Source organism: Shimwellia pseudoproteus, from assembly GCF_016415625.1.
In the GTDB taxonomy this organism is placed as follows: Bacteria; Pseudomonadota; Gammaproteobacteria; order Enterobacterales; family Enterobacteriaceae; genus Shimwellia; species Shimwellia pseudoproteus.
Genome location: NZ_WBXP01000028.1, coordinates 1 through 16,387 on the forward strand (window position 1 = coordinate 1; position 16,387 = coordinate 16,387).

The following is a 16,387-nucleotide window of genomic DNA, read 5'->3' on the forward strand; positions in this document are numbered from 1 at the left end:
TTCGATGTGTTTGCGGGAAAAAAATCGGCCCAGATCCGCGAAATTTTAATCAGCGAGTCAGCTTGGGAAGAAATGACCTGCTTATTCGCACCTTCCCTAGATGAAAGTAAAGGGAAAAAATTAAATTTTCCCACTAAATTTCGCTATAAAAAATAACAACCCCTAAAGCGATAAAATTATTATGCAAGAGGGTTAATTTTTTTATTAAAAAATACTCACTAAAGGGTAGATTATCGGTTAATACCGCCAGATTTGATTTCGCGCAAGGTCCCCACTCTGCTGACTGTTATTTTCGCTGCGCTCAATGTAAATAAAAATGAGGTAAGCAATGGACGTCAGCCGCAGACAGTTTTTTAAAATCTGCGCCGGCGGGATGGCAGGTACAACGGTTGCCGCACTCGGGTTTGCGCCGAAAACGGCACTGGCAGAGGTGCGTGAATACAAATTACTGCGGTCTAAAGAGACCCGTAACACCTGTACCTATTGTTCCGTAGGCTGTGGATTACTGATTTATAGCCTGGGAGACGGGGCGAAAAATGCCCGCGCCACCATCACCCATATTGAAGGGGATCCTGACCACCCGGTAAGCCGGGGGGCACTCTGCCCGAAAGGCGCCGGTCTGCTTGACTATGTACACAGTGAGAACCGCCTGCGCTACCCGGAATACCGCGCGCCGGGGTCCGATAAATGGCAGCGTATCAGTTGGCAAGAGGCCACCACCCGCATCGCCCGCCTGATGAAACAGGACCGCGACAGCAACTTTATCGAAAAAGACAGCCAGGGCACCACCGTCAACCGCTGGCTCTCCACCGGGATGCTGTGCGCCTCTGCCGCCAGCAATGAAACCGGCCTGCTGACCCACAAATTTGCCCGCTCCCTCGGGATGCTGGCGGTAGATAACCAGGCGCGCGTCTGACACGGACCAACGGTAGCAAGTCTTGCTCCAACATTTGGTCGCGGTGCGATGACCAACCACTGGGTTGATATCAAAAATGCCAACGTCGTCGTCGTGATGGGCGGTAATGCCGCTGAAGCACATCCGGTGGGATTCCGCTGGGCGATGGAAGCCAAAAATAACAACGATGCCACGCTTATCGTGGTCGATCCGCGCTTCACCCGCACGGCTTCCGTGGCGGATATCTATGCCCCGATCCGTTCCGGCACCGACATTACGTTCCTGTCCGGGGTGATCCTGTATCTGATTAACCATCAGAAAATTAACGCCGAGTACGTTAAAAACTACACCAATGCCAGCCTGCTGGTACGGGACGATTTTAGCTTCGAAGACGGCTTATTCAGCGGGTATGACGCCGACAAGCGCCACTATGATAAAACCAGCTGGAATTACCAATTCGGCAGCGACGGTTATGCCCTGCGTGATGACACGCTCCAGCACCCGCGCTGCGTATGGAACCTACTCAAAGCGCATGTCTCTCGCTATACCCCGGACATAGTGGAAAAAATCTGCGGTACGCCACAGCAAGACTTCCTGAAAGTGTGCGAAGTGCTGGCCTCGACCAGTGCCCCGGATCGCACCACCAGCTTCTTGTATGCCCTGGGCTGGACCCAGCACAGCGTCGGTTCGCAGAATATCCGCACCATGGCGATGATCCAGCTACTGCTGGGGAATATGGGGATGGCCGGGGGTGGCGTTAACGCCCTGCGCGGCCACTCAAATATCCAGGGGCTGACCGACCTTGGCCTGCTCTCTACCAGCCTGCCGGGTTATCTGACCCTGCCCTCGGACCAGCACACCACTCTGGAAAGTTATCTGGCGGCCAACACGCCGCGGGCCACGTTACCCGGCCAGGTAAACTACTGGGGCAACTACCCGAAATTTTTCGTCAGCCTGATGAAAAGCTTCTATGGCGATCAGGCCCGCAAAGAGAACCAGTGGGGCTTTGACTGGCTACCGAAGTGGGATCAGTCTTACGACACGCTGCGCTACTTCGACATGATGGATAAGGGCCAGGTGAATGGCTATCTTTGCCAGGGCTTCAACCCGGTAGCCTCCTTCCCGGACAAAAATAAAGTGGTGGCCACCCTCAGTAAGCTGAAATACCTGGTCATCATCGATCCGCTGGTAACGGAGACCAGTAACTTCTGGCAGAACCACGGCGAGATGAACGATGTCGATCCGTCCGCCATCCAGACGGAGGTCTTCCGCCTGCCCTCTACCTGCTTTGCAGAAGAAGACGGCTCTATTGTTAACTCCGGCCGCTGGCTGCAGTGGCACTGGAAAGCGGCAAGCGCCCCGGGGGAAGCCCTCAACGATGGCGCAATCCTCGCCGGGATCTACCACCAGTTGCGCACCCTGTACCGCAATGAAGGCGGCCGCGGCGCAGAACCGCTGCTCAACATGCGCTGGGATTATCATCAGCCGGACAGCCCGGAATCTGAAGAGATAGCCAAAGACAACAACGGCTATGCGCTGGCCGACCTGTATGACACCAGTGGCGCACTGGTGGCGAAAAAGGGCCAGTTGCTGGACAGCTTCGCCCTGCTGCGTGATGACGGCACCACTGCGTCATCCTGCTGGATCTGGACCGGGAGCTGGACCGAAAAAGGCAACCAGATGGCCAACCGCGACAACAGCGACCCTTCCGGGCTGGGTAACACCCTCGGCTGGGCCTGGGCCTGGCCACTGAACCGTCGGGTGCTGTACAACCGTGCCTCAGCGGATCCACAAGGGAAACCCTGGGATGCCAAACGGATGCTGATCCAGTGGAACGGTAATAAATGGGTGGGCAACGATATTCCCGACTACAACACTGCCGCGCCGGGGAGTGGCGTCAATCCGTTTATTATGCAGCCGGAAGGGCTGGGCCGCCTGTTTGCCATCGACAAAATGGCGGAAGGGCCGTTCCCGGAACACTATGAACCCTTTGAAACGCCGGTCGGTACCAATCTGCTGCACCCGAACGTTATCTCGAACCCGGCGGCCCGGGTATTTGCCGACGATGCGAAACGCCTCGGCAGCGCCGATGAGTTCCCCTATGTCGGCACGACGTATCGCCTTACCGAGCACTTCCACACCTGGACCAAAAACGCCCGGCTTAACGCCATCGCCCAGCCGGAACAGTTTGTCGAGATAAGCGAATCCCTCGCCCGCGCCAAAGGCATTGCCAACGGGGATCGGGTACGGGTTAGCAGTAAACGTGGGTTTATCCGCGCCGTGGCGGTGGTAACCCGCCGCCTGCAATCCCTGAATATCAACGGAAAAACCGTGGAAACCGTCGGCCTGCCGCTGCACTGGGGGTTTGAAGGGGTCGCCCGTAAAGGCTACCTGGTGAATACGCTGACCCCGGGGGTTGGGGATGCTAATTCACAAACGCCGGAATATAAGGCGTTCCTGGTAAACCTGGAAAAGGCATAAGGAGCCCATATTATGTCCATGCAATCCCAAGACATTCTTAAACGTTCCGCCACCAACGGGTTTACCCCCCCGGCCCAGGTGCGGGATCACCAGACCGAAGTCGCCAAGCTAATTGACGTCTCCACCTGCATTGGCTGCAAAGCCTGCCAGGTGGCCTGTTCGGAATGGAACGATATCCGCGATGAGGTTGGCCACTGTGTGGGGGTCTATGACAACCCGGCGGATCTGAGCGCCAAGTCCTGGACCGTGATGCGTTTTTCGGAAACCACCCAGAATGGAAAACTGGAGTGGCTTATCCGCAAAGACGGCTGTATGCACTGTGAAGATCCGGGCTGCCTGAAGGCATGCCCGTCTGCCGGGGCCATTGTCCAGTACGTGAACGGCATTGTGGACTTTAAATCCGAGCACTGTATTGGCTGCGGTTACTGCATCGCCGGGTGCCCGTTCCATATTCCGCGGCTAAACCCCGACGATAACCGGGTCTATAAATGTACGCTGTGTGTGGACCGGGTCAGCGTGGGTCAGGAGCCAGCCTGTGTCAAAACCTGCCCCACCGGCGCTATCCATTTTGGCAGCAAGCAAGAGATGCTGGAAATAGCAGAACAGCGGGTGGCAAAACTGCGCCAGCGCGGCTACCCCAACGCCGGGGTCTATAACCCGCAGGGCGTGGGCGGCACCCATGTGATGTATGTCCTGCATCATGCGGACCAGCCGGAGCTGTACCACAATCTGCCGAACGATCCGCAGATTGATGTGCCGATTAATCTCTGGAAAGGCATCCTGAAACCGCTGTCCGCTGCGGGCTTTATTGCCACCTTCGCCGGGTTAATCTTCCACTACATCGGCGTGGGGCCTAATAAAGAAACCGATGATGATGACGAGGAGGAACATCATGACTAAGCAGAGCAAGATGATTGTCCGAACCACGTTTATTGATCGGGCCTGCCACTGGACAGTGGTTATCTGCTTCTTTCTGGTGTCGCTGTCCGGCATTGCGCTGTTCTTCCCCACCCTACAGTGGCTGACAGAAACCTTCGGCACCCCGCAAATGGGCCGCATTCTGCATCCCTTTTTTGGGGTGGTTATCTTCTTTGCCCTGATGTTTATGTTTGTCCGCTTTGTGAAACACAACATCCCGGATAAAGAGGATCTGCCGTGGCTCAAAGGCATTGTTGAAGTACTGAAAGGCAACGAGCATAAGGTTGCCCGGGTAGGAAAATACAATGCCGGGCAGAAAATGATGTTCTGGAGCATCATGAGCATGATTTTCGTGCTACTGGTGACCGGGATTATTATCTGGCGACCTTACTTTGCGCCGCTGTTCCCCATCAAACTGGTGCGCTGGTGCCTGTTGCTCCACGCCACGGCAGCCATTGTGCTGATCCACGCGATACTTATCCATATGTATATGGCGTTCTGGGTGAAAGGCTCCATTACCGGGATGATCGAAGGGAAAGTCAGCCGTCGCTGGGCCAAAAAGCACCACCCGCGCTGGTATGACGAGGTCGAAGCGCAAGAGCAGCAACAGCAACAGCAACAGAAATAACCCGCCTCTGGCGTTAATACCGGAACAGGCACCCCGGCGACGGTGCCTGTTCCTGCCACCGCCCTTCTTTTTACCTTCTCTGGCACCACCGTCTTTCTGGCACCACACATCGGGTATTTGCACAACCGCTTAGCATTCTGGACAATAGCGTTTTAACCAGAGAGTAACATCATGATCCGCCATCCCCTCGAAACCCTGGTCAGCGCAGGAGGCATTCTGTTACTGGCCCTGTTATCCTGCCTGCTGCTCCCAGCCCCGGCCCTGAGCCTCGATCTGGCCCGCTGGCTGATAAACACCTTTCACCTCCAGGATCTTAACCAGCTCTACACCCTTATCTTCTGTCTGTGGTTTCTGCTGCTGGGTTGTGCCGAATACTTACTGATCCGCTTTATCTGGCGGCGCTGGTTTTCTCCCGGGCACCACTGACTGCCCTATCCCCCCTGATGCGCGGTATCTCGTGTCGGTATAACGCCACATCCCGAACCGGTCGCGCATCGCGGGATATTTCCTGCCTGAATAATACGTACAGATGCAATCACACCGTGGAAAATTGCGAGGTGTATCACCCATTATGAGATACCGGTACGTCGTTTTGTGAAGTCAGTGAAAATTGCGGGCGATAAAATATTAAATATGAATACAGCCTAAATAAATAATCACTATCCTGGAAAATAGTAAATTCTATTATTGACGCTTGCACAGAAGATGATTGTCAGCCGGGGAACTATCCCCACCAGACTGATAATGCGGTTTATCATTTTCACAAAAACCCAGGCAATGGATTAGCACCCTTTAATAAATCGCCAACTAACAAAATACACTAAAAATATTATCTATATTTAGAGAATAATGTTTGTAAATTGTTCTAAAATCGTTGCGATACCAAATAAAAACACGCCTAACCCACAAGCAAACCACAATCAACCAATTGATAAATATAGATAAAAAATAAAAAACCTCAAAATGACATTATTCTTGATTGTACAAAATAACGCCATAATACCAATGGCGATTATATTAAACTACGTTACTGTTTCAGCATTTAGTTTTATTTCCCACGGTTCTATACATAATAAAAATTATTTCTTTACATAAAATTAACCATTAATCGTTATTAATATCGCCATTTTGTTTTATGTGATTTTAATCACGCAAGAAAATGAACTTTATATTGATCGACGAAAGGTTATTGGTAGTATTCAGGCATCGGCCAAAAGTTAATACCGATGATAGCAACAATGGCGACAATAAATTACAGCCAGTCTTAATATCAATAACTATAAGCAGAGTGTTATTCCTGCTCTGGATTAATTACGGGTAATCGAATGAAATATAATAAATTGGCAGTGGTTGTTTCATCCCTCCTGTTAGTCTCTGCTGGCGTTGGCGCGGCGGAAATTTATAACAAAGACGGCAACAAGCTGGATTTGTACGGCAAAGTTGATGCGCGTCATCAGTTCTCTGACAACAAAGGCGCCGACGGCGACCAGACCTACGTTCGCTTAGGTTTCCGCGGTGAAACCCAGATTAACGACCTGCTCACCGGCTACGGCCAGTGGGAATACAACATCCAGGGCAACACCGATGAAGGTAACTCCAATACCGCAACCCGTCTGGCATTTGCCGGGATGCGGGTCGGCGACTACGGCGCCTTCGACTACGGCCGTAACTACGGCGTAAACTACGACATCGAAGCCTGGACCGATATCCTGCCGGTGTTCGGCGGTGACTCTTACTCCGGTTCCGATAAATTTATGACCGGCCGCGGTAACGGCATGGCGACCTACCGTAACAATGGTTTCTTTGGCCTGGTTGACGGCCTGAACTTTGCCCTGCAGTACCAGGGTAAAAATGAAAAAGGCAGCGGTGCGGAAAACAAACGCGGCACCAGCACCCAGAACGGCGACGGTTACGGCTTGTCCACCACCTACGAATTTGACGGCTTTGCTATCGGGGGTTCCTACGCGAACTCTGACCGTACTGACGACCAGGTGCGGGTAAAAAGCGGTGACCACGCAGAAGCCTGGAACGTGGGTCTGAAATACGACGCCAACAATATCTACCTGGCGACCAACTATGCGGAAACCCGCAATATGACCGCCTACGGCACAGACTCCCTCATTGCGCCGAAAACCCAGAGCATTGAGGCGGTTGCCCAGTATCAGTTTGACTTCGGCCTGCGTCCGTCACTGGCTTATCTGCAGACCAAAGGCAAACACCTGGCCTCCGGTAAGAGCTCCGAGGATCTGGTGAAATATATCGAAGTGGGCGCCAGCTACTACTTCAATAAAAACATGGCCACCTACGTGGACTACAAAATTAACCTGCTGGACGACAACGACCTGGGTATCAATACTGACAACGTGGTCGGTGTTGGCATGGTTTACCAGTTCTAATCCCGCGCGCATCCTGCGCAGCAACACAGGCCCCCGCCCCGGCATTCCGGTGCGGGGGTTTTGCATTATTAACAATGGTTATCATCATCATAACGATTTATTACTTCCCCCGGCCCGCTAAACCCCGCAGGATACGCCGGGACACCCGGCAACCGCCGGAAAGATTGCCACATATCAGGAAACGCTATGCTACCAGCCACTTATCGCGCCTGGGTATGGACCGGGGGCGCACTGCCATCGGGCCTTGAATTACACACCCGCCCCATGATAACCGCCGCCCCGGGGGACGTTATTGTCCGCCTCAGTACCATTGGCCTGAACCCGGTGGACTGGAAACTGCTGGATATAAAACAACAGCACATCCCCGGGGTGGACGGCAGCGGTATCGTGGTGGCCTGTGGCCCGGGGGTCGACAATCACTGGCTGGGGAAACGCGTGGCCTGGCACCAGAGCCTGCTGCGGGACGGCAGTTTCGCGCAGTACACCACGCTACCGGCCCGGGTGCTGATGACGGTGCCCGATCAACTGGATGATACCCAGGCGGCGGCATTCCCCTGCCCGGGGCTCACCGCCTGGCAGTCACTGGATAAAGTACCTGCCCGGGCCGGGGAAACCGTGCTGATCAGCGGGGCCGGCGGCTCCGTGGGCCATTATCTGCTGCAAATGGCCGTCCGCCGTGGTTTTACCGTGCATACCCTGAGCCACCGCCGCCACTTTGCGCGCCTGAGCGCCCTTGGCGCGGCGGTTACTCTCGAAGAGCCCGCCGTGGCCGGTGGTGATGTCCCCTGGGGTGAGCGTTACTATGCTATCTGGGATGCGGTCCACGAAAGCCGTGCCGCCTGGCTGGGTGAGCACTTACGGGCCAATGGCCATCTGGTCACTATCCAGGGCCGGGCAACCCTCTGGCCCTGGGCGCCGTTTGCTAAGGCTATTTCACTGCACGAAGTGGCGCTGGGTGCATTGCACAGTGCCGGTGACAACCACGACTGGCAGCGGCTAACCCAGGATGGTGATGCGCTGTTACAGCAACTGGCCAGTGGTCAATTAGCCACCGAGCCGCTGGTCACCAGCGCCTTTGAGGCCCTTGACACGGCACTGTTTCGCCTGAAAAACCGGGATTTCTCCGGCAAAATGGTTATCCCACTGGGCTAATGCTGCGCCGGGCAGAGGCAGACCGCTTCTGCCCGGTAACGCTGCCACCGGCTCAGCCGCGGTAAAAGGGTTTATCCCCCAGCACCGTTGCCCGGTGCATAATACGCCGCTGGGGCAGATAGTCGGCATTAGCATAATGCTGGGTAACCCGGTTATCCCAGATAGCCACATCCCCCACCTGCCAGCGCCAGCGCACCTGAAACGCCGGCTGGGTAATATGCGCAAACAAAAAGCCCAGCAGCGCCTCGCTCTCTTTCGGGGTCACCCCCACCAGCCGGGTAGTAAAACCTTCATTCACGAACAGCGCCTCCCGGCCACTCACCGGGTGAGTACGCACCACCGGATGCAACTGCGGCGGATGGTCAGCCACCGCCCGCAACCAGCGCTGATGCTCCTGCTCACTGTGGCGATAGTTGTGCTCCGGGAACGATTTACGAAAGTCATGCTCCCCCTGCAGGCCGCGCAGCAGCGCTTTTACCCCGTCGGATAACGCCTCCCAGGCGGCAATGCCGCTGCTCCACAGCGTATCGCCACCGGTTTCCGGGAGCTGTTTTGCCGCCAGAATAGCCACCGCGGGTGGGGTATCAATAAAGGTGACATCGGTGTGCCAGTTATCATTATCCGGCGGATTATCGTTATGGGTATCGAGCACAATAATCTCATCAACCCCGGGGGCATGAGGATAAACCGGGTGAATATGCAGATCCCCAAAGCGCCGGGCCAGATCCCGCTGCTGTGTCGGCGAGATATCCTGGCCCTTCAGGAAAATGACCTGGTGGCGTAACAGCGCATGGTATAACTGCTCAAACTGGTTATCGCTCAGGGCGCGGCGCAGATCCAGCCCTCCAATGCTGGCGCCGATAGCCGGGCCCAGTGCGTCAATATGGATACGTTCGTTCATTGCATTTCTCCCCGCCAGGGGGTCAGACGGCGCTGTAGCGCCCGCAGCCCCAGTTCCAGAATAAAAGCGATAATCGCAATCACCGCGATCCCGGCCAGCACCACATCGGTGGCCAGGAACTCACCGGCGGACTGCACCATAAACCCCAGGCCACGGGTGGCGGCAATCAGCTCCGATGCCACCAGAGTTGACCAGCCCACCCCCAACCCGATACGTAACCCGGTGAGGATCTCCGGCAATGCGCCGGGCAAAATCACCAGCCACAGGATCTGCCAGCGGCTGGCCCCCAGGGACTGCGCCGCCCGGATACGTACCCGCTGGGCATTTTTTACCCCGGCAAGGGTCGACATCGCCACCGGGGCAAAAATGGATAAATAAATCAGCAGAATTTTGGCGGTTTCACCGATACCGAACCAGATAACCATCAGCGGCAAATAGGCCAGCGGCGGCACTGGGCGGTAAAGCTCAATCAGCGGGTCCAGTACACCGCGCACCGTGGGGCTCAGGCCCATCACCAGCCCCACAGGAATGCCGATAGCCGCGGCAGCCAGCAATGCCACGGCGATGCGCCCCAGGCTGGCGGCCAGATGCTGCCACAGGGTGGCATCCATAAAACCCTGGGGCCCGGCAATCACCACCAGTTTCGCCAGTACCTGCTGTGGCGCAGGCAGAAACAGCGGCGAGATCCATCCCGCCGCGGTCACCCCCCACCAGAGCGCGACCACCGCCAGCAGCGTGATCACACTGATCCGCCCCTGGCGGGAAACGCGCCCCCACAGCAAGCGCTTACGCCCCCGGGCCAACTTGCTTTCCGGTAATACAATACTCATGCGAACGCCTCTCCTTGATCAAATACCCGCCCCAGCACATATTCACGCATGGCAATAAATGCCGGGTCCGACTTTATTGACCGGCAGGGTTCCCCGGCCACATAACGGCGGCCAAAATCAAGGGATAGCCGCTCCTGTACCGTGCCCGGTCCGGCAGACAACAACAGCAGGTCCGTGGCCATAAACAACGCTTCTTCAATATCGTGAGTGATCAGCAGCATCTGCTTGCCGGTGGTATGCCACAGGCGCAGCAACAGGGTCTGGATCTGTTCCCGGGTAAACGCATCCAGCGCCCCGAGTGGCTCATCGAGCAGTAACAGCTGTGGGTCCGCCGCCAGCGCTCTGGCAATACCCACCCGCTGGCGCTGGCCGCCGGAAAGCTGCCAGACAAAACGCCGTTCGGCCCCGGCCAGCCCCACTTTTCTGAGCATGGCGCTGGCGGTCTCCCGCCGTGCAGCCTTGTCTACCCCGGCCAGCTGCAGCCCGAGGGCCACATTGTCCTGTACCGTGCGCCAGGGCAGTAATCCATCATGCTGGAAGACCACCCCGCGATCGGCCCCGGGCCCCTGTATCGCCGCCCCGTTCAGGGTAATACTCCCGGCTTCACAGGGCTGGAACCCGGCAATGATGTTCAGCAAGGTGGTTTTCCCGCTCCCGGAAGGGCCAAGCACCACCAGCAATTCCCCGGGGTTCAGGGTCAGGCTGATATCGTTCAGGACCGGTTTACCGTCATACCAGGCGCAGAGCTGTGAAATGGCTAACATAACAACCTCCGTTTACCGGGCCGCCCCGGGAATAAACTCACCGGTAACAAACTGGCTGTAATCCGCGGCCACGGCGGGCACCTTGCCCTGCGCCTTCAGGAACGCGGCTGTGTCAGCGATGGCCTGGCTCACCGGGCCGGACAGCTGCGCCAGTTGTTGTCTGGCGTCCAGATAGGTGTTGCCCTTCACCAGCAGCGGAATATCCCCCTGGGGCACCCCGCTCAGGCGCGACAACTTATTCAGGTTATCCGGCTGGGCCAGCCAGCCCTGGGGGTTGGCCAGATAGGCTTGCTGGGCATCCAGCGCACTGCGTACAAAAGCGCGGACAATATCCGGGTGCTGGCGGGCGAAATCTTTGCGCACCACCCAGACATCCAGGGTCGGCGAGCCCCACTGGCCCACCTGGCCGGAATCTGTCAGCACACTGCCGCTTTTGGCCAGCTCATTCACTGCCGGGGCCCAGACATAGGCGCCGTCGATATCCCCCCGCTGCCAGGCGGCAATAATCGCCGGGGGCTGCAAGTTGACTATCTCTACTTGCTTCGGGTCTATCCCCCAGTGCTTAAGGGCAGCCAGCAGGCTGTAGTGGGTGGTGGAGATAAACGGCACGGCAATGCGCTTGCCGATCAGATCCTGCGGTGAGGTGATATTTTTCTTTACCACCAGCGCTTCGGAGCTACCCAACTGCGAGGCCAGCAAAAATACCTCAATCGGCACCTGCTGGCTGGCAGCCACCGCCAGCGGGCTGGAGCCAATGTTGCCAATCTGCACATCCCCGGAGGCCAGCGCCCGGACAACCCCGGCACCGCTGTCAAACTTTCGCCAGTCAACGCTGGCACCACTCAGGCGGGCGAAGGTGTTATCGGCCTGGGCCACTTTGGCCGGCTCTGCGGAGGTCTGCCAGGCGACGGTCACGGTAGTGGCCTGGGCCTGGGCCGCCAGCAATGCGAATACAGCCAGCAATGTTGTGGTAAATGCGGTGATTCTTGCCATCTCTCTTCCCCTCTGATTGTTATCGGGGAAGTATTCCGTGGAACCGGGGTGGCAATGAAGGAATCAATATTTATGACTCATAGCCATTTGTACTTAGATAAATTACGCAATAACAAAGTGATTTTTGGTGAATGGGACAGCCCGCTTTTTTTTTCACAACGCCAGCGGATCCGGCACCATTAGCAGCACATTATGAAAGCCGGGCGCAGCGGAGATACGCTATGATTCCCGCTTCCCCGCTGGCTGTCCCTGCAAATTATCTGTTCCGACGTGCCGCCTGCTCCCGCAATGTCCTCCACTGGCCGTGATGCCAGTGCATCGTCATGGCGTGCAGCCCGGGCCGCCACGCCAGTACCACCCGCCAGGACAGCAGCGCTGCCAGATTATGATTATGTTGTGCCGGTGACATGGCAATTCACCGCATTATGCACATGCCAGGGGTAAGCCGTTTATGTTTCGAATGAGTCTGTTATTTCTCTCTTTACTGACCGCCGGTTGCGTGTCACTGGATCCCGACTACCACAAACCGGCCCCGCCGATCCCGGCGGTCTGGTCCGGCACGCAAAACGGCGCGGCGGCCCCGGCAGTACTGCGCGACTGGCAGGAAGTGGTCACCGATGCGCGGCTCAAAAGCGTGGTGCAGACCGCCCTGACCAATAACCGGGATGTCCAAAAAGCCATTGCCGATATCGATGCCGCCCGGGCCTTATATGGCGAACAGCGATCCGACTTGTTCCCGTCCCTCGATGCCGGCCTGAGCACCACCCGCAGCCGCAGTCTGGCCGCCGGTTATGGCACCAGCAGTAGCGCGGTGGGTACCGCCAGCTTCGAACTGGACCTGTTTGGCCGTAACCAGAGCCTGTCCCGGGCCGCAAAAGAGGTCTGGCTGGCCAGTGAATTTACGGCACAAAATACCCGCCTCACTCTGGTGGCCGAAATTACCACCGCCTGGGTCACCATGGCGGCGGACAACAGCAACCTGGCGCTGGCCCAGGAAATCATGAACAGTGCGCAGGACTCCCTGAACATCGTTAAACGCCAGCAGCGCGTTGGTGTGGCCTCGGTGACGGATGTCAGCGAAGCGATGAGCGTTTACCAGCAGGCCCGCTCGGCAGTGGCCAGCTACCGCACCGTGGTGATGCAGGATAAAAACGCCCTCGATCTGCTGGCCGGGCAATCGCTGCCCGCCAGTGTGCTGCCGGGCACCCTGGAAAGCCTGAACACCAACACCATTGTTCTGGTCCCGGCGGGGGTGTCCTCCTCAGTGCTGCTGCGCCGCCCGGATATTCAGGAAGCGGAGCATCAGTTAAAGAGCGCCAATGCGGATATCGGTGCCGCCCGGGCTAACTTCTTCCCCAGCATCTCGCTGACCGGGACAGCCGGCTACGCCAGCGGCCCCCTCGGGCAGCTGTGGGGCCACGGGATGAATATCTGGTCATTTACGCCGTCAATCTCACTGCCTATTTTCAATGGCGGCCTGAATGAGTCCCAGCTGCACTACGCTGAAGCCGAGAAAAAAGCCATGGTGGCCAGCTATGAAAAATCCATTCAGAGCGCCTTCCGTGACGTGTCCGATGCCCTGGCGCGCCGCTCCACGCTGGATGAGCAGCTGGATGCCCAGCGCCAGTACGTTGCCGCAGAACAGCAAACCCTGGATGTCGCGGAACAGCGCTATAAAGAAGGGGTGGGTGATTATCTGACGGTACTGACCGCCCGGCGCACCCTGTGGAGCGCCCAGCGGCAGTTAATTGCCCTGCAACAAACTAACTTTGATAACCGCATTACCCTGTGGCAGTCCCTTGGGGGCGGCGTCAACTGATCGGGCTATCTCTGGCGGTGTCGCGCCCGGTCACGGCCTGCATTCAGGCCGTGATATCAGGCGCCAGGTTCAACTGAGTTTGTACCCCGGCTGGCTCACCTCGGCACATAATGCCCTGATCCACTGGTGGGCCGGGTCCCGGTGGACACGCTCATGCCAGGCCATACTTTTGGTAAAGCCCGGCACCGCCAGCGGTGTCTCCATAATCACCATATGATCGTGGCGGCAGGCCAGGCGGCGCGGCACCACCGCCACCATATCAGTGACCCGTAAAATTTCCGGCAAGACCAGGAAGCTATTCACCGTTAACCCTACCCGGCGGCTGCGCCCCATCGCCGACAGCGCATCATCGGTTGGCCCCCGGAAACTGCCGTGGCTGGACACCAGCACATGTTCCAGGGCGCAGAACGCATCCAGCGTCAGCGCGGCGGCCCCGGCCTGGGGGTGGCTGGCGCGCATCATGCAAACATACTCTTCCTGGTACAGGGCCTGGCCGTGTAAATCCTCCGGGGTGGTCTGTGGGGTAACCAGCGCCATATCCACCTCCCCTTGTTCCAGCTGGCGCGCCAGCCGCGGATGATCCACCGGCACCACCGCCCCCCGGATCCCCGGCGCCTGTTTTTTCAGGGCCGCCATCAGCGGCACCACAATCGTCTTCAGGGCGTAGTCCGTGGCGGCAATGGTGTAGGTCATCCGGGCCTCCCGGGGCGCGAATACCGCCGGTGCCAGCAACACGGAAATATCGTTCAGCACCTGTTTAACCGGCCCGGCCAGGGTCAGCGCCCGTGCGGTTGGCACCATGCCGCGCTGGGCGCGGATAAACAGCGGATCGTCAAAAAAATCCCGCAACCGGGTTAACATCGCGCTCACCGCAGGCTGGGTCAGCGACAACCGCTGGGCAGCCCGGGTCACACTGCCTTCATCCAGCAGGGCATCCAGGGTTTTAAGCAAATTAAGATCGAGGGTTCTGATATCAGAACGCATGATAGGTACCGTGCAGGCTAATAAAAATATGATATGGCTATGCTAGCTAGCTCCGTCTGGCTTGTCCACAACGGGCCCCCTAAAGCGCCCGTTGTGCTACCAGGCTAGTGATGGGCATTGCGGGCGATAGCCACCAGCAGTTTCAGGCTGGCAGAATAGTAATCATCCCCCGCTGTCACCGCCACATCGCCGCTAAGGCTGGCATCCTCCATCACCAGATCACGCACCGCCAGCAGGCCACCCGCCATCATATAAGGCGCGCGCTGATTATTGCTGACATCAACCCAGGCCGGGGTGTGTTCCCGGTCGGTTTGTGACCACCACTGGTGCCAGACCGCCAGGTTGCTATTGGCGGGATCGGCCCACCACAGGTAGAGCGGCACGCGGATGGCATCATAGCTGGACCGGGCAGGCCAGGCTTTTGCCGGTGAGGTATTCCCTTGCGCAGACAGGTAGACCCAGTCACTGGGTAAATGCGGCGATCCGAACTGCATCTTTGCCAGCAGGCGCTGGCTATCGGCAATCAGTTTTTGCCATACCGCCAGGTGGGTATGCCGGGCAAAATCCTGCCAGGCGGGCAGGACAAAATAAGACGGGTTGAGCACAATACCGTTTTGCCGCTTAAACCCTTTTTCGCCGGGTAGCATCACCGTATAACCCGCATAGTTGATCACCATGGATTTGATCAGCGCGGCCTGGATAGCGTCAGAGGCCTGCTGGTAACCCGGCTCCCGCCATTTATCCGCCGCCTGCATCAGCGCCCAGGCAATCAGCGTATCACCGTCGGTGGCGTTGTTTTTATCCGCCACCGGGTCACTGGCCACCGGGTTAAACTGCCAGTAAAACAGACCATTTTGTGGGTTACGCAGATTGTCACGGGTCCAGTTCCAGATGGCATCAAACGCCGGCTTATCATTCGCCTGGAGGGCAAACAGCATCCCGAACCCCTGGCCTTCGGTATGGCTGATATTATGATTACCGCTGTCCACAATGCGGCCATCCGGCATCAGAAAACGCACTTTAAAGTGCGGCCAGTCAACGGTCTCGCCCCAGGAGACAGGGCTGAATAACGCCGTCATCAACAGTGTCAGTAACAATAAAGCCCGTGGCAGCATCTGGCTCTCCTTCAGTGATCAATAGCGTTACCCCTGGTAACGAAACTGGATATCGGAAACCCCGTAGATATGGTCCCGTCGTAATCGCACGTGTGGTGCCGCGCGCAGGGTTGTCAGCCACGCCCCGTACATCCCCTCAAGGATGGCGCTGAAGGCATTACACCAGCGGTGCTGTTCATGGGAGTCCTGCTGCGCCCGGGCCACCGGTAACCCCCGGTGGCGCAGTAACATCCCCTGCCCGGCCAGGTCAATTTCAATGGTGCCCCAGTTAAAATGGGCCAGCAGGCGGTTAATGGCATCCTCCAGATCCCCCACCGTTTCGCAGGCCGGTAGCGGATAGCGGGACGCCATCTGGCAGCCCATGTCCTGTAAAAACGGCCGGCATTCCTGCTCGCCAACATTGCCTATCATCCCGTCGACCATAATGGTCAGCAAATCAAACCAGCCCTCTGGCGTCTGCTGCTGTTGGTAATAGCGCAATAAGGTCCCGTGCAGTGCGTCTGTTGTCATT

Annotated in this window: 15 protein-coding genes; 7 read left to right on the forward strand and 8 right to left on the reverse strand. The window is 57.3% G+C overall.

Going from position 1 to position 16,387, the window contains the following annotated elements; all coding sequences use genetic code 11:
* Positions 1 to 328: 328 nt before the first annotated feature.
* From fdnG to F9C28_RS12910, 6 genes are all read left to right on the forward strand, one after another.
* Entirely contained in the window at positions 329 to 3,376 is a 3,048-nt protein-coding gene (gene fdnG, locus F9C28_RS12885) for a formate dehydrogenase-N subunit alpha (protein WP_199015769.1), read from the forward strand.
* A gap of 12 nt (positions 3,377 to 3,388) precedes the next feature.
* Entirely contained in the window at positions 3,389 to 4,276 is an 888-nt protein-coding gene (fdxH, locus tag F9C28_RS12890) for a formate dehydrogenase subunit beta (RefSeq protein ID WP_199015770.1), read from the forward strand.
* Positions 4,269 to 4,922, forward strand: a complete 654-nt coding sequence (gene fdnI / locus F9C28_RS12895; RefSeq protein ID WP_199015771.1) for a formate dehydrogenase-N subunit gamma — start codon at positions 4,269 to 4,271, stop codon at positions 4,920 to 4,922. The genes fdxH and fdnI overlap by 8 nt, the downstream gene beginning before the upstream one ends.
* A 174-nt stretch (positions 4,923 to 5,096) precedes the next feature.
* Entirely contained in the window at positions 5,097 to 5,348 is a 252-nt protein-coding gene (locus F9C28_RS12900; RefSeq protein WP_199015811.1) for a DUF1158 domain-containing protein, read from the forward strand.
* A gap of 899 nt (positions 5,349 to 6,247) precedes the next feature.
* Positions 6,248 to 7,318: a porin OmpC gene (gene ompC / locus F9C28_RS12905; protein WP_199015772.1), complete on the forward strand. Its 1,071-nt coding sequence runs from the start codon at positions 6,248 to 6,250 to the stop codon at positions 7,316 to 7,318.
* Positions 7,319 to 7,504: 186 nt separating this feature from the next.
* Positions 7,505 to 8,470 (forward strand): alcohol dehydrogenase catalytic domain-containing protein, encoded by a 966-nt coding sequence (locus F9C28_RS12910; RefSeq protein WP_199015773.1) that lies wholly within the window; start codon positions 7,505 to 7,507, stop codon positions 8,468 to 8,470.
* 52 nt (positions 8,471 to 8,522) lie between these two features.
* Here F9C28_RS12910 and tauD read toward each other — a convergent pair whose 3' ends face one another.
* The 5 genes from tauD to F9C28_RS12935 all read right to left on the reverse strand — a co-directional run bounded on the left by tauD (position 8,523) and on the right by F9C28_RS12935 (position 12,367).
* On the reverse strand, positions 8,523 to 9,371 hold the full coding sequence (tauD, locus tag F9C28_RS12915) for a taurine dioxygenase (RefSeq protein WP_199015774.1): 849 nt from the start codon (positions 9,369 to 9,371) through the stop codon (positions 8,523 to 8,525).
* A complete protein-coding gene (gene tauC, locus F9C28_RS12920) occupies positions 9,368 to 10,201 on the reverse strand; it encodes a taurine ABC transporter permease TauC (protein ID WP_199015775.1) in 834 nt (277 codons plus the stop codon). The genes tauD and tauC overlap by 4 nt, the downstream gene beginning before the upstream one ends.
* On the reverse strand, positions 10,198 to 10,965 hold the full coding sequence (gene tauB / locus F9C28_RS12925) for a taurine ABC transporter ATP-binding subunit (protein ID WP_199015776.1): 768 nt from the start codon (positions 10,963 to 10,965) through the stop codon (positions 10,198 to 10,200). Before tauB ends, tauC begins: the two co-directional genes overlap by 4 nt.
* A 12-nt stretch (positions 10,966 to 10,977) precedes the next feature.
* A complete protein-coding gene (gene tauA, locus F9C28_RS12930) occupies positions 10,978 to 11,958 on the reverse strand; it encodes a taurine ABC transporter substrate-binding protein (protein WP_199015777.1) in 981 nt (326 codons plus the stop codon).
* 256 nt (positions 11,959 to 12,214) lie between these two features.
* Positions 12,215 to 12,367: a hypothetical protein gene (locus F9C28_RS12935; RefSeq protein WP_199015778.1), complete on the reverse strand. Its 153-nt coding sequence runs from the start codon at positions 12,365 to 12,367 to the stop codon at positions 12,215 to 12,217.
* Between the two features lie 42 nt (positions 12,368 to 12,409).
* Between F9C28_RS12935 and F9C28_RS12940 the strand changes: the two genes are divergently transcribed.
* Positions 12,410 to 13,777 carry an efflux transporter outer membrane subunit gene (locus tag F9C28_RS12940; protein ID WP_199015779.1) on the forward strand — a complete coding sequence of 456 codons (1,368 nt, stop codon included), beginning with the start codon at positions 12,410 to 12,412 and terminating at the stop codon, positions 13,775 to 13,777.
* Between the two features lie 69 nt (positions 13,778 to 13,846).
* On the opposite strand, the gene F9C28_RS12945 is transcribed toward F9C28_RS12940, so the two are convergent.
* The 3 genes from F9C28_RS12945 to bcsD all read right to left on the reverse strand — a co-directional run bounded on the left by F9C28_RS12945 (position 13,847) and on the right by bcsD (position 16,386).
* A complete protein-coding gene (locus tag F9C28_RS12945) occupies positions 13,847 to 14,761 on the reverse strand; it encodes a LysR family transcriptional regulator (RefSeq protein ID WP_199015780.1) in 915 nt (304 codons plus the stop codon).
* A gap of 104 nt (positions 14,762 to 14,865) precedes the next feature.
* Positions 14,866 to 15,876 carry a glycosyl hydrolase family 8 gene (locus tag F9C28_RS12950; RefSeq protein WP_199015781.1) on the reverse strand — a complete coding sequence of 337 codons (1,011 nt, stop codon included), beginning with the start codon at positions 15,874 to 15,876 and terminating at the stop codon, positions 14,866 to 14,868.
* Positions 15,877 to 15,903: 27 nt separating this feature from the next.
* Positions 15,904 to 16,386 carry a cellulose biosynthesis protein BcsD gene (gene bcsD, locus F9C28_RS12955; RefSeq protein WP_199015782.1) on the reverse strand — a complete coding sequence of 161 codons (483 nt, stop codon included), beginning with the start codon at positions 16,384 to 16,386 and terminating at the stop codon, positions 15,904 to 15,906.
* Between the last annotated feature and the right edge of the window lies 1 nt (position 16,387).